The organism is Bacteroides sp. AM07-18, from assembly GCF_003602695.1.
Taxonomy (GTDB): Bacteria; Bacteroidota; Bacteroidia; order Bacteroidales; family Bacteroidaceae; genus Bacteroides; species Bacteroides uniformis.
In genome coordinates, this window is sequence record NZ_QTLM01000013.1 from 95150 (window position 1) to 108427 (window position 13278).

9 protein-coding genes are annotated in these 13278 nt (G+C 48.5%); 4 read left to right on the plus strand and 5 right to left on the minus strand.

Going from position 1 to position 13278, the window contains the following annotated elements:
* Nucleotides 1–7: 7 nt before the first annotated feature.
* Genes DW096_RS14780 through DW096_RS14790 form a run of 3 tightly spaced genes read left to right on the plus strand, consistent with a single transcriptional unit; the run spans nucleotide 8 to nucleotide 3027 of the window.
* A complete protein-coding gene (locus DW096_RS14780) occupies nucleotides 8–1363 on the plus strand; it encodes a dipeptidase (RefSeq protein ID WP_008664054.1) in 1356 nt (451 codons plus the stop codon).
* A gap of 15 nt (nucleotides 1364–1378) precedes the next feature.
* Entirely contained in the window at nucleotides 1379–2458 is a 1080-nt protein-coding gene (locus tag DW096_RS14785; RefSeq protein ID WP_009037952.1) for an anhydro-N-acetylmuramic acid kinase, read from the plus strand.
* A gap of 14 nt (nucleotides 2459–2472) precedes the next feature.
* Nucleotides 2473–3027, plus strand: a complete 555-nt coding sequence (locus DW096_RS14790) for an NUDIX hydrolase (RefSeq protein WP_005827192.1) — start codon at nucleotides 2473–2475, stop codon at nucleotides 3025–3027.
* A gap of 11 nt (nucleotides 3028–3038) precedes the next feature.
* On the opposite strand, the gene DW096_RS14795 is transcribed toward DW096_RS14790, so the two are convergent.
* The 3 genes from DW096_RS14795 to mutA all read right to left on the minus strand — a co-directional run bounded on the left by DW096_RS14795 (nucleotide 3039) and on the right by mutA (nucleotide 9635).
* The gene (locus tag DW096_RS14795; protein WP_118931093.1) at nucleotides 3039–5228 is read right to left on the minus strand and encodes a DNA topoisomerase 3; all 2190 of its coding nucleotides are present in this window, start codon (nucleotides 5226–5228) and stop codon (nucleotides 3039–3041) included.
* 314 nt (nucleotides 5229–5542) lie between these two features.
* The gene (gene scpA, locus DW096_RS14805; protein WP_117963686.1) at nucleotides 5543–7690 is read right to left on the minus strand and encodes a methylmalonyl-CoA mutase; all 2148 of its coding nucleotides are present in this window, start codon (nucleotides 7688–7690) and stop codon (nucleotides 5543–5545) included.
* Nucleotides 7691–7736: 46 nt separating this feature from the next.
* The gene (gene mutA, locus DW096_RS14810; protein WP_118931094.1) at nucleotides 7737–9635 is read right to left on the minus strand and encodes a methylmalonyl-CoA mutase small subunit; all 1899 of its coding nucleotides are present in this window, start codon (nucleotides 9633–9635) and stop codon (nucleotides 7737–7739) included.
* Nucleotides 9636–9905: 270 nt separating this feature from the next.
* Between mutA and DW096_RS14815 the strand changes: the two genes are divergently transcribed.
* Nucleotides 9906–11567, plus strand: coding sequence for a putative transporter (locus tag DW096_RS14815; RefSeq protein ID WP_016273012.1), 1662 nt, complete (start codon nucleotides 9906–9908; stop codon nucleotides 11565–11567).
* A 93-nt stretch (nucleotides 11568–11660) separates the two neighbouring features.
* On the opposite strand, the gene DW096_RS14820 is transcribed toward DW096_RS14815, so the two are convergent.
* Together DW096_RS14820 and DW096_RS14825 are read right to left on the minus strand one after the other, a co-directional pair.
* Nucleotides 11661–12590, minus strand: coding sequence for a RagB/SusD family nutrient uptake outer membrane protein (locus DW096_RS14820; RefSeq protein ID WP_057255860.1), 930 nt, complete (start codon nucleotides 12588–12590; stop codon nucleotides 11661–11663).
* 14 nt (nucleotides 12591–12604) lie between these two features.
* Nucleotides 12605–13237, minus strand: coding sequence for an AAA family ATPase (locus DW096_RS14825; protein ID WP_016273014.1), 633 nt, complete (start codon nucleotides 13235–13237; stop codon nucleotides 12605–12607).
* Between the last annotated feature and the right edge of the window lie 41 nt (nucleotides 13238–13278).

Below are 13278 nucleotides of genomic sequence, written 5' to 3' on the forward strand. Positions count from 1 at the left end.
TTCACCCATGGAAATAAAGAAATACATCACCGAGAACGAGCCTAAAATGCTGGAAGACTTGTTCAGCCTCATTCGCATTCCAAGCATCAGTGCCAAACCCGAGCATCACGACGATATGCTTGCCTGCGCCGAACGCTGGGCACAGTTGCTGCTCGAAGCCGGAGCGGATGAAGCCCTCGTAATGCCCTCCAAAGGTAACCCGATTGTTTTTGGACAGAAAATCGTAGACCCGGACGCCAAGACCGTATTGGTATATGCCCACTACGACGTGATGCCAGCCGAACCTCTCGAACTTTGGAAAAGCGACCCCTTTGAGCCGGAAATACGCGACGGACATATCTGGGCACGTGGTGCTGATGATGACAAAGGGCAATCTTTCATACAAGTGAAAGCGTTTGAATACCTCGTACGCAACGAACTGCTGCAAACCAACGTAAAATTCATCTTCGAAGGAGAAGAAGAAATCGGTTCGCCCAGCTTAGAAAGCTTCTGCCAGGAGCACAAAGAGTTGCTGAAAGCAGACGTCATTCTGGTTTCGGACACCAGCATGCTTGGTGCAGACCTGCCTTCACTGACCACCGGACTGCGCGGACTAGCCTATTGGGAAATAGAAGTGACCGGCCCCAACCGCGACCTACACAGCGGTCACTTCGGCGGTGCTGTTGCCAACCCCATCAATGTACTTTGCCAGATAATCAGCCAAGTGACGGACGCAGAGGGACGTATCACCGTACCGGGCTTCTATGACGATGTGGAAGAAGTTCCCCAAGCCGAGCGCGACATGATAGCCCGCATTCCTTTCGACGAAGAGAAATACAAAAAGGCTATCCATGTAAAAGCACTTTTCGGAGAGAAAGGTTACAGTACGCTGGAACGTAACAGTTGCCGTCCGTCTTTCGACGTATGCGGCATCTGGGGCGGATATACGGGTGAAGGGTCCAAGACCGTGCTCCCATCCAAGGCATACGCCAAGGTATCCTGCCGGTTGGTTCCCCACCAGGACCACCACAAGATATCCCGGCTCTTTGCCGACTACATTCTGGACATAGCGCCGGATTCAGTACAGGTAAAAGTCACTCCGATGCATGGAGGCCAAGGATATGTATGTCCCATCACCCTACCCGCCTACCAAGCCGCCGAAAAAGGTTTTGAAAAAGCTTTTGGAAAGAAACCGCTGGCAGTGCGTCGGGGTGGAAGTATCCCCATCATCTCCACTTTCGAGCAAGTACTGGGCATCAAAACCGTTCTGATGGGCTTCGGGCTCGAATCCAACGCCATCCACTCACCTAATGAGAATATACCGTTGGACATCTTCCGTAAAGGAATAGAAGCTGTTGTCGAATTCTACCTCAATTATAAATAAAACAAGAAAATCAGGATGAAAGACTTCCAAATTCAAGCCATCGGCCTGATGTCCGGCACTTCCCTTGACGGGCTGGACGTATGTTGTTGCACTTTCCGGCAGCAAGCCGGAAAATGGTCTTTCCACATAGACTGTGCAAAAGGCTATAGCTACCCCGACGCCATGAAGCAGATATTGGGTACCGGTGCACAGACAATGAGTGCTTTGGAGTTCATCACTTTCCACAGCTCCTATGGAAAGTTTCTCGGTGAACGTGTCAACGAGTTCATGCAAGAATTTGGAGTCCACCCCGATATTATCGCCTCCCACGGGCATACCATCTTCCATGAGCCTCAAAAGAGAATCATGTACCAAATAGGTGACGGAGCCGCCATTGCCGCTGAAACCCGTATACCTACCGTTTCGGATTTCCGGCGGCTGGACATCATGCTGGGTGGGCAGGGCGCTCCACTCGTACCTATTGGCGACCGGTTGCTTTTTGCCGACTACGACTTCTGTTTGAATATCGGCGGCTTCTCCAACATCTCATTCGAGCAGGACGAGCGGCGCATCGCTTTTGACATCAGTCCGGTGAATTACGTCATCAACCATTACTGCCGGCAAATAGGATTGGAATTTGACCGTGACGGCGAGATAGCACGGCAAGGCAACATCTGCCAAGAACTGCTGGACGAACTGAACGGAATGGATTTCTACCATCAGTCCGGACCGAAGTCATTGGGACGGGAGTGGGTGGAAACGCTGGTATATCCCATGCTCGAGCGTTATGGCTTGAGTATGGAGAATATGCTACGTACCTTTTACGAGCATGCCGCCTGGCAAATATCACGCATCATCACCGCCCGCCCCTTGCCCGATGGTAACGGAAAACTGCTGATTACCGGCGGAGGTGCATTCAACAAGTTCCTCATAGAACGTATCGACGCCTTGTGTCCGTGTGAAATCGTGATTCCCAGCCGGCAAATCATAGAATACAAGGAAGCCCTAATCTTTGCTTTCCTGGGTGCCCTCTATATGGCGGACACACCCGGATGCCTCGCCTCGGTGACGGGAGCCACGACAGATAATATCGGAGGGATGCTGTTTAAAATATAGTCAATTTTACCATTATGGAAAAATCAAAAGACACCTGGACCGTCTTATCCAGCGAATACCTTCATCGGGCTCCGTGGCTCACTGTGCGTAAGGACCATGTAGTGCTGCCCAACGGCAACCACATCCCCTCCTATTATATATTGGAATATCCAAACTGGGTGAATACCATTGCCATCACCCGTGATGGACAATTTGTCTTTATCCGCCAATACCGGCATGGCATACAAGAAACGTCCTATGAGCTCTGTGCAGGGGTATGCGAAGAAGAGGACGGCTCTCCGATGGTTTCCGCACAACGGGAACTTTTGGAAGAAACCGGCTATGGGAACGGAGTATGGAAAGAGTTCATGCAAATCTCTCCCAATCCAAGTACCCACACCAACATTACCTACTGTTTCCTGGCTACGGACGTGGAGAAAATCTCCGAGCAACAGTTGGAAGATACGGAAAACCTGACCGTACACCTGCTTTCCTTGCAAGAGGTCAAGGAATTGCTGCAGCAAGGAAGCATCCGCCAGGCGCTGATGGCTGCTCCCCTCTGGAAATACATGGCGGAGAGAATTATTTAATGTGATTACCCTTATTCAAACGGCTTGCGGAATGTGCATCCGGATTTCCATTCGGAACAACCATAAGCCATTTTCCCCTTGATAACGGTACCTTTTCCGCAAATCGGACAAGGCTGACCGACGAAATCGTCAGCTTGTACGGGAACCTCCACACTTGAAGCTGCCACAGCGCCCGAAGCCTGTTCCGTCTTTTTACCTGCGGCGGCAGACTTTCTCGGTGCTCTTTTCTTCGGCTCCTTTTTCGGCTTATCGGCAGCCTCTGTCTTGGCAGAAGCCTTACTGCCCTTTTCGGGAGCAGGCGCTTGGATGGTGATGTGGCGGTTGCTGTTATCAGAAAGTACACTCATCACGACTTCCGATACCATCTGCTTCAATTCTTCCAAGAATTGTCCGGCATTGTAAGTCCGTTTTTCTATCTCACGCAGTTTCTTCTCCCAAATACCGGTCAGTTCCGCCGACTTCAACAGCTCCTCATGGATAATCTGTATCAGCTCCACACCGGTAGGGGTGGCTATCAAGTTCTTCTTTTCCTTGCGGATATAGTTTCGCTTGAACAGCGTCTCGATGATGGCTGCACGGGTAGATGGACGACCGATACCGTTTTCCTTCAGCGCATCACGCAGTTCGTCGTTATCCACCAGCTTGCCCGCCGTTTCCATAGCACGCAGCAGGGTGGCTTCCGTATAAGGCCGGGGCGGCTGCGTCCACTTCTCATATAAATCGGGAACGTGCGGCCCGCTTTCTCCTTTCACAAAAGCCGGAAGCACATTCTCCTCTTCTCCCTTTTCCTCTTTCTCCTCCTGCGATTGTGCCGAGGGGGTGCCGAAGATAACACGCCAACCCGGTTCCAGAATCTGCTTGCCGGTGGCCTTGAACTCTATGCTCTCTACCTCTCCCAATACGGTGGTAGTGGCAAACTTACAATCGGGATAGAATACAGCAATGAAACGGCATGCTATCAAATCGAATACGCGACGCTCCATATCCGTCAGATTCTGCGGATGCTGGCCGGTAGGAATAATGGCGTGGTGGTCTGTTACCTTCGAGTTATCGAAAACCTTTTTGGACTTCAACAATGCAGTTCCTGTCAAAGGGGCTGTAAATGTCTCGTAATCACGCAGACCTTTCAAGATGCCAGGGCATTTGGGATAGATGTCATCACTCAAATAGGTAGTGTCTACACGTGGATAGGTAGCCACTTTCTTCTCATACAAAGACTGGATGATTTTCAGCGTCTCATCAGCGGAATAGGCAAACTTCCTATTACATTCCACTTGCAAAGAAGTCAAGTCAAACAAGCGGAGTGGCGCCTCCCTCCCCTCTTTCTTGGTGACATCCGTCACGGTAAAAGGAGAATTCTTAATCTGGTTCAATAAAACAAGCCCACGTTCGCGGTCGGTAATGGGGTCGATGCCCCGGTTCTCTTCTTCTTTTTTAGGTTTCTTCCCGGCAGCTATAGCCTCTTTCTGCTTCTCGGCTTCCAGTACCAGTTCCTCCTCACTTTTCCGGAGGATGGCGGAGAAAGTGGTATCTCGATAGACGGTCTTCAGCTCCCAGTATTGCTTGGGAACAAAATTCTGTATTTCCAGCTGACGGTTTACAATCAATGCCAGCGTCGGTGTCTGCACACGACCGATAGAAAGCACCTGCCGGTTCTGCCCGTATTTTATGGTATAAAGACGGGTGGCATTCATCCCCAGCAACCAGTCGCCGATGGCACGCGACAAGCCTGCTTCGTACAAAGGCTGGAAATCCGACGCATCGCGCAGCTTGGCAAAGCCCTCGCGGATAGCCTCCTCCGTCAACGAAGAAATCCAGAGGCGTTTCACCGGGCAACGCGCCCCGGCCTTCTGCATCACCCAGCGCTGTATCAATTCTCCCTCCTGACCGGCATCACCGCAGTTTATAATCATATCGGCATGTTGCATGAGGTTCTCTATCGTATGGAACTGGCGCTCGTATGTGGGATTACTAATCAGCTTAATGCCGAAACGGGGAGGTATCATGGGCAGGCTTCCCAAGCTCCATGACTTCCAATTAGGGGTATATTCATGCGGCTCTTTCAGCGTACAAAGATGACCGAATGTCCAGGTCACCTGGTATCCATTTCCTTCGATGTATCCATCTTTCTTTTCTCTCGCTCCCAATACATCGGCTATGTCACGCGCCACAGAGGGCTTTTCGGCAATACAAACTATCATTCGCTATTTTATTTAGTGGGACAAAGGTAATAAAAAGGGGGCAAGAACGAAACGATAAGCAAGGAACGATAACATAGACCTGGTAATTTTTTCTCCCCAAAAGCTGACATATGAACATAAAAAAAGGAGTACCGCTGTACTCCAACCTTTGTTAACCTTAAATCTAATACTATGAAAAACACATTGCAAAGATACGGACTTCTGATAAATCTGCAAATTATCCAACTAAAAAAGTATGTTCTATAACACAGATTAAGAAAAAAAGACGGATATGCAAACGCACACCGTCCTTTTTTAACATTTAACGTGTCGGATTATTCTTCATCCAACAAAATCTCCAATATCTGGCAAGCAGCCTTGGCAACCGGAGTACCGGGGCCGAAGATAGCAGCTACGCCTGCCTTGTAAAGGAAGTCATAGTCTTGTGCGGGGATTACACCACCGGCAATCACTACGATGTCCTCACGTCCCAACTTCTTGAGTTCTTCGATAATCTGCGGAACCAATGTCTTGTGTCCGGCAGCCAATGAAGAAACTCCCACTACATGAACGTCGTTCTCAACCGCTTCGCGGGCAGCCTCGGCCGGTGTCTGGAACAAGGGTCCCATATCCACATCAAAACCACAGTCGGCATATCCGGTTGCAACAACCTTGGCACCGCGGTCGTGGCCGTCCTGCCCCATCTTTGCTACCATGATACGAGGCTGACGTCCCTCTTTCTTCGCAAACTTCTCCGCCAATTCACAAGCACGGTGGAAGTCGCTGTCATTCTTACTTTCTGATGAATACACGCCTGATATAGTTCTAATTACTGCTTTATAACGTCCTACAATCTTTTCGCAAGCATAAGAGATTTCTCCCAAAGTAGCACGGACACGAGCTGCCTCGACTGCCAGTTCCAGCAAGTTGCCCTTACCAGTCTTTACGCATTCAGTGATAGCTCCCAACGCCTTGTCTACTTCTGCCTGGTTACGTCCTTCCTTCAGACGCTTCAGGTTTTCAATCTGTTCCTGACGAACTGCCGTATTGTCAATTTCAAGAATATCAATCGGAGCTTCTTTCTCCAGACGATACTTGTTCACACCGACAATGGTCTGTGAACCGCTGTCGATACGAGCTTGTGTACGCGCAGCAGCCTCTTCGATACGCATTTTGGGAATGCCGGTTTCGATGGCTTTTGCCATACCGCCCAGTTTCTCTACTTCCTGAATCAACTCCCAAGCCTTGTGAGCCAACTCATTAGTCAGGCTTTCCACATAATAAGAGCCACCCCATGGGTCTACATTCTTGCAAATGTAAGTTTCTTCCTGAATATAAATCTGCGTATTACGTGCAATACGTGCAGAGAAATCCGTCGGCAAAGCAATCGCCTCATCAAGAGCGTTGGTATGCAGTGACTGAGTATGTCCCAATGCAGCAGCCATCGCCTCGATACAAGTACGGCCCACATTGTTGAACGGGTCTTGCTCTGTCAGTGACCAGCCGGAAGTCTGGGAGTGCGTACGCAAAGCCAGCGACTTCGGATTCTTCGGGTTGAACTGCTTCACAATCTTTGCCCACAACATACGTGCGGCACGCATTTTGGCAATTTCCATAAAGTGGTTCGTTCCGATGGCCCAGAAGAAAGAGAGACGCGGTGCGAAAGCATCGATGTCAATACCCGCAGCCGTTCCGGCACGCAGATATTCCAAACCGTCTGCCAGGGTGTAAGCCAACTCGATGTCTGCCGTAGCACCCGCTTCCTGCATGTGGTAGCCGGAGATGGAGATAGAGTTGAACTTAGGCATTTTCTGGGAAGTATATTCAAAGATGTCAGAGATAATCTTCATAGAGAATGCAGGCGGGTAGATATAGGTATTACGCACCATGAATTCCTTCAAGATATCGTTCTGGATAGTACCAGCCATTTCTTCCAACTTGGCACCCTGCTCCAGACCTGCGTTGATGTAGAATGCCATAACAGGAAGTACGGCACCGTTCATAGTCATAGAGACGGACATCTTGTTCAAAGGAATTCCATCGAACAACACCTTCATATTCTCCAAGGAACAGATAGATACACCTGCCTTACCAACGTCACCCACTACACGTTCGTGGTCGGGGTCGTAGCCACGGTGAGTGGCCAAGTCGAAAGCTACGGACAAACCTTTCTGTCCGGAAGCCAAATTACGACGGTAAAAGGCATTTGATTCTTCCGCTGTGGAAAAGCCTGCATACTGGCGGATGGTCCAAGGACGCAACGTATACATCACCGAGTACGGACCACGCAGATAAGGAGGAAGCCCGGCAGCATAGCCCAAGTGTTCCATTCCCTCAAGGTCTTCTTTTGTATAAACAGGCTTCACCTCAATGTGTTCCGGCGTTTTCCAATCAGCATGGATGCCGTTAGCCTTTTGCCACTCAGCACCGTTGACGGGCTGAAAAGCGGCATATATATCTAAGTTTTTAAAATCTTTTCGCATCATGTTATTTACGATTTGACGATTTACGATTTACGATTGAAGTTGCTTACTTCAAAAGTTTGGCGTTGAATTCTTTTAATGTCTCTAATACGTTGACACGGACATGGATAAAGTTCTCGATACCGGCAGCCTTCAAGTCGTCCATGCAAGCAGGAGCACCGGCTACGATAAACATGGCACGGCCATTCAGAGCCTTGAAGGCAGGAACAGCATATTCTGCATATTCATCATCACTTGAACACAATACCACGATGTCGGCCTTGGCAGCCATAGCTGCTTCTATACCTTCTTCTACGGTGGGGAAACCGAGGTTATCCACAACTTCGTATCCGGCACAAGCCAGAAAGTTGCAAGAGTACTGTGCACGTGCCTGGCGCATGGCCAGATTACCGATAGTCAGCATAAACGCTTTCGGGCGTTTGCCGGAAGCCTCTGTTTCGAGACGCAACGCTTCAAATTCACTGGCAGCACGGTCAAAGTTCAGTGTCGGAACATCTTTCTCGCACGTATGTCCGCCGCCGCAACAGCAAGTAGCCTCAACCGGTTTCTTATCCCCGGCCTTTTCATTGAAGTTGGGGAACTGGTTGGTACCCAGCAACACTTCCTTACGCTTGGCGACTGCAGCATGACGTGCCTTGTTGCTCTCGTTTACGGCAGCCTGCACTTTTCCGGCTTTCACGGAAGCATAGAAACCACCGTCTTCTTCTACAGTGAGGAAGAGGTCCCAAGCCTGCTTGGCAATAGAGACGGTCAAGTTCTCGATATAGTAAGAACCTGCAGCCGGGTCTATAACCTTATCGAAGTGCGATTCTTCTTTCAACAGCAATTGTTGGTTACGCGCCATACGCTCAGAGAATTCGTTAGGAGCATCATAAGTCTTGTCGAACGGAGTAACCGTCATTGAGTCAACACCAGCAAGGGCGGCACTCATCGCCTCAGTCTGCGTACGCAACAAGTTTACGTGTGCATCAAACAAAGTCAAGTTGAATGAAGAAGTTTCCGCATGAATCTTCATCTTGGCTGCACAGCGACACTCGTTATCCTTACCCTTGTTGTCGCAGTCGCGCAGACACTCAGGACTGTAAGAAGCCACAATATTAGCCCACAGCATACGTGCAGCGCGGAATTTGGCTATTTCAAGGAAGTAGTTGGAACTGATACCGAAATTGAACTTAATCTTCTTGGCTACCATTGCAGCCGGCAGACCGGCATCAACCAGCTGATTCATATATTCATTACCCCAAGCCAAAGCATAACCCAACTCCTGGAAAATATAAGAACCTGCATTGTTTAATGTCAACGCGTTCACATTCAATACACGGTATTTCGGAAGGGAAGCGGTAGCCTCGAGCAGCGCCTTGGCTGTTGCCACCATATCACCTTTTTCTTTACCTTTGGCCAGTATTTTGTTGAAGTAGTCATAGTTGATGGAGCCCTGCAATTTCGTCAAGTCATAATCCTTCTTCTGGAAATAAGCGACAAGAAGTTCTGCAAGTTCCACCACATGCCCCTGGCAGGTAGAGAAATTCAACTCGACACATTCCGCGCAGATATCTTTCAACAAAGTTTCAATATACTCTGCGTTCAATTCCTTGGCCTTTACATGGAAAGAGAGTGAATCTACACCTTTATTCAAGATATCCAACGCCTTGGCATTGGCCTCTTTGGGGCATTCCACTTTGATTTCCTGACGAACAAGCCATTCATTGTTGTCTTTCTTGGTACCTCTGAGATAAGGAAACTCGCCGGGAAGGGCATCTGTCGTCTTCAAACCTTCCAGGTCCTCCATACGGTAGAAAGGTTTCACCTTAAATCCTTCGTTTGTCTTCCAAACGAGCTTCTTCTCGAAATCCGCCCCTTTCAGGTCTGCGGTAACTTTCTCCATCCACTGCTCAGTGGAAACGGGAGAAAAGTCGGAGAAGAGTTTTTCTTTACTGTCTGCCATAGTTTATTTAAAATTTAAATAGATGAATACTATTCATTTTTGTCATCAAGAGACTTGCAAATATAAACAAATACTTAGAACAAAATCTTTTTTTAGAGAAAATTGCACTTACAGATGACTCCGTGTCCATACGGATTCAGCGTATTCACCGGAAGCATACTCTACTTTTGCAAAGTTGATATAGCAAAAAGTACCACAAAGCCTTTGCTACCTCCTTTTTATTAAGTAATTTTGCGCGAAATTTAAAAAACGACATATTAATAAGGTACTATGAATTGGTTAGAAAGCTTGCTATGGGACCCTTCATCTGTCGCTCACATCGTTTGTTTGTATGCATTCGTAATATCTGTGGGCGTATTGCTGGGTAAGATTAAGATTTTCGGGGTATCGTTGGGGGTTACATTCGTCCTCTTTGCCGGTATCCTGATGGGCCATTTTGGCTTCACGGGCGAAACACACATTTTGCATTTCATCCGCGAATTCGGTTTGATTTTATTTGTATTCTGTATCGGTCTGCAAGTCGGGCCCTCCTTCTTCTCTTCCTTTAAGAAAGGGGGTATGCGGCTGAACATGCTTGCTGTCGGCATCGTATTGCTGAATATCGCAGTAGCATTGAGCATCTACTTCATTGACGGAGGGATAGACTTGCCAATGATAGTAGGTATTCTCTATGGTGCCGTAACCAATACTCCGGGTCTGGGTGCCGCACAAGAAGCCCTGAACCAGATAAACTATACGGGAGACCCCATTGCACTGGGATATGCCTGCGCCTATCCGCTTGGTGTGGTAGGTATCATAGGTTCCATCATAGCCATCCGCTATATCTGCCGGGTGAACCTCAAGAAAGAGGAACAGGAACTCAATACGCAGGAAGCCGATGTTAAGCATCAGCCGCACATGCTTCACCTCGAAGTACGCAATGAATCAATTTCCGGAAAGACCCTGCTCCAGATAAAGGATTTCCTGGGACGTCCGTTTGTATGTTCGCGCATACGCCACGAGGGGCACGTCAGTATCCCCAATCATGAAACAATATTCCACGTAGGAGACCAGCTCTTCATCGTATGTTCCGAAGAAGATGCCGAAGCGGTGGCTGCCTTTATCGGAAAAGAAATACACGTAGACTGGGAAAAGCAGGACACTCCGATGGTTTCCCGCCGTATCCTCGTCACCAAGTCCGAAATCAATGGCAAGAAGTTGGGAAGCCTCCACTTCCGCAGCATGTACGGTGTAAATGTAACCCGTATCAACCGTTCGGGTATGGACTTGTTTGCCGATCCCAATCTGGTACTTCAGGTAGGTGACCGTGTAATGGTGGTCGGCCAGCAGGATGCCGTAGAACGTGTAGCCGGCGTATTGGGTAATCAGTTGAAACGTTTGGACACTCCGAATATCGTAACTATTTTTGTGGGAATCTTTTTGGGAATCCTGCTGGGTAGTCTGCCTATCGCATTCCCGGGTATGCCGACACCGGTTAAGTTAGGTTTGGCTGGTGGTCCGCTGGTAGTGGCCATCCTCATCGGACGTTTCGGTCACAAAATGCATCTTGTGACATACACCACCATGAGTGCCAACTTGATGTTGCGTGAAATCGGTATCGTGCTCTTCCTTGCCAGCGTCGGCATAGAAGCCGGTGAGCATTTTGTGCAGACCGTGGTAGAAGGCAGCGGATTGCTGTACGTGGGATATGGTTTCCTGATAACCGTTATTCCTTTGTTGATAATCGGTATGATTGCCCGCTTCTACTGCAAGGTGAACTACTTCACGTTAATGGGTCTGATTGCCGGTAGTAACACAGACCCTCCTGCATTGGCATATGCCAACCAGACATCGGGCAATGACGCTCCGGCAGTAGGCTATTCTACAGTATATCCGTTGACTATGTTCCTGCGTATTTTGGCGGGGCAGATGATATTGCTGACAATGATGTAATAGGAAATGCAATAACCTCCTTAAAATAAAACCTCCGGTCTTTTCATATTATAGTTTTGAAAAGACTGGAGGCTTTATTTTGAAGATTATCCATCAACGGCAACGATCAAAGAAAGATTCTATCGCCTCCTTATCCACAAAGTAGCCTTTCACCCCGCATACCATGCGGTTGTTCATAAGCAACCCTTCATACCCATTCCGGTCCACATCCAGCACCTCCTTCTGATAGGTTTCTGAAACGGTATGCGCCTTTTCGTCAGCAGGCAATTGCTGGTAAGTACCAATGTACCAATTGCCGTCAAACAGATTGTTTGTAGAGCTTGTCATAGAGAATCTGCTTGCCTCGGCAGCATAGAAAGTATTCTGTTTGAAAAACGTGTCATCAGCAAAACCATCCCAAGAATCGGAAGTAATCATCGTACGGTCCACGTTAGCAGCCGGCTTTGCATTGGCATGAATAATATTGTGTTCTACCAGCACATGTTTCGCAGGACCGGCAACATGTATGCTCGGCGAAAACATCCCTGCACGGGTTTCTTTGGGACGAATACCATCGCCGATACTGATATTATAGCGTACCACGTAGAAGTCCTGCCCATTGTTCCAGGAGTTACCGGTGTCCTTAGGGTCGAAATATTTCATGACGTAGACCATGGACAAAGAAGCGGCTGCGCCACCGTACCAATTGCCTTCCCCGCCCTTGCCGTTCCACGACATGCCGCGTACAAACAAAGTGCTGTAAAGCCGTGGGTCACGGTTGGCAAAATGGGCGGCATTGGGGCGCGTCACATCCAATACTCCATTGTTCATTTCCCCGTAGTTACGGTCGGTCACCGGAGTACCGTCCGTCAGGTAATAGTCATCCGCCAGGTTTAGTGTACCGTTCATTGATTCGATAGGAGTATTCCAGTGTGCATTGAAAGACATCCGGTCCACACTTGCCGAAGTCTCGGAACTTCCGTATACCTTTATACCCGGCAGAAAGAACACCCACAGCAGTAAGAGGAATCCCAATCGTGACATACCGAGCACTCAGTTCACCTAAGATTGAGTTTCTGTTTCACAAATTCCTCGATGAAATCCGTCGTTCTCTCAACTCCCAATACAGAGGAATCGATACACAAATGATATGTCTCGGCAGCCCCCCATTTTTTATAGCTGTAGTAGTTATAGTATTCGGCGCGTTTCTTATCCGCTTTGTTCATCATCTCCTCCGCTTCACGCTCAGAAATGGAATGCATTCGGCAAAGGCGTTTGATGCGCTCTTCATTGGAGCAGGAAATGAAAACATTGACACAGCGTGGATTATCCCGAAGAATATAATCAGCACAACGTCCCACGAACACGCAGGACTTCTCCTCCGCCAATCGGCGTATCACGTCACTTTGCACTTTGAACAGAGCATCATTACTCAGGCAATTCGTAGCAGGGATAGCCCCGTCACTGACAAAAGGGAAACGCATGCCGAAGAGCCCTCCAATAATGCCTTGTGAAGCTTTCTCATCAGCTTTTTCAAAAAACTCACAACATAGTCCACTCTCTTCGGAAGCCAGCCTAATCAGCTCCTTATCATAAAAATCAATTCCCAGACGGGTAGCCAGCTTCTCGCCTATCTCCCGTCCACCACTACCCAACTGACGGCCTATATTGACTATAAAATTATTGTCCATATGCTTGTTAATCTATTAGTTTGCAGATAGCAAATATAAAT

Excerpts from the sequence above, each read along its gene's own strand:
- DW096_RS14780 (WP_008664054.1), top strand. The coding sequence starts at position 8 with ATGGAAATAAAGAAATACATCACCGAGAACGAGCCTAAAATGCTGGAA.
- DW096_RS14785 (WP_009037952.1), top strand. The coding sequence starts at position 1,379 with ATGAAAGACTTCCAAATTCAAGCCATCGGCCTGATGTCCGGCACTTCC.
- DW096_RS14790 (WP_005827192.1), top strand. The coding sequence starts at position 2,473 with ATGGAAAAATCAAAAGACACCTGGACCGTCTTATCCAGCGAATACCTT.
- DW096_RS14795 (WP_118931093.1), bottom strand. The coding sequence starts at position 5,228 with ATGATAGTTTGTATTGCCGAAAAGCCCTCTGTGGCGCGTGACATAGCC.
- scpA (WP_117963686.1), bottom strand. The coding sequence starts at position 7,690 with ATGCGAAAAGATTTTAAAAACTTAGATATATATGCCGCTTTTCAGCCC.
- mutA (WP_118931094.1), bottom strand. The coding sequence starts at position 9,635 with ATGGCAGACAGTAAAGAAAAACTCTTCTCCGACTTTTCTCCCGTTTCC.
- DW096_RS14815 (WP_016273012.1), top strand. The coding sequence starts at position 9,906 with ATGAATTGGTTAGAAAGCTTGCTATGGGACCCTTCATCTGTCGCTCAC.
- DW096_RS14820 (WP_057255860.1), bottom strand. The coding sequence starts at position 12,590 with ATGTCACGATTGGGATTCCTCTTACTGCTGTGGGTGTTCTTTCTGCCG.
- DW096_RS14825 (WP_016273014.1), bottom strand. The coding sequence starts at position 13,237 with ATGGACAATAATTTTATAGTCAATATAGGCCGTCAGTTGGGTAGTGGT.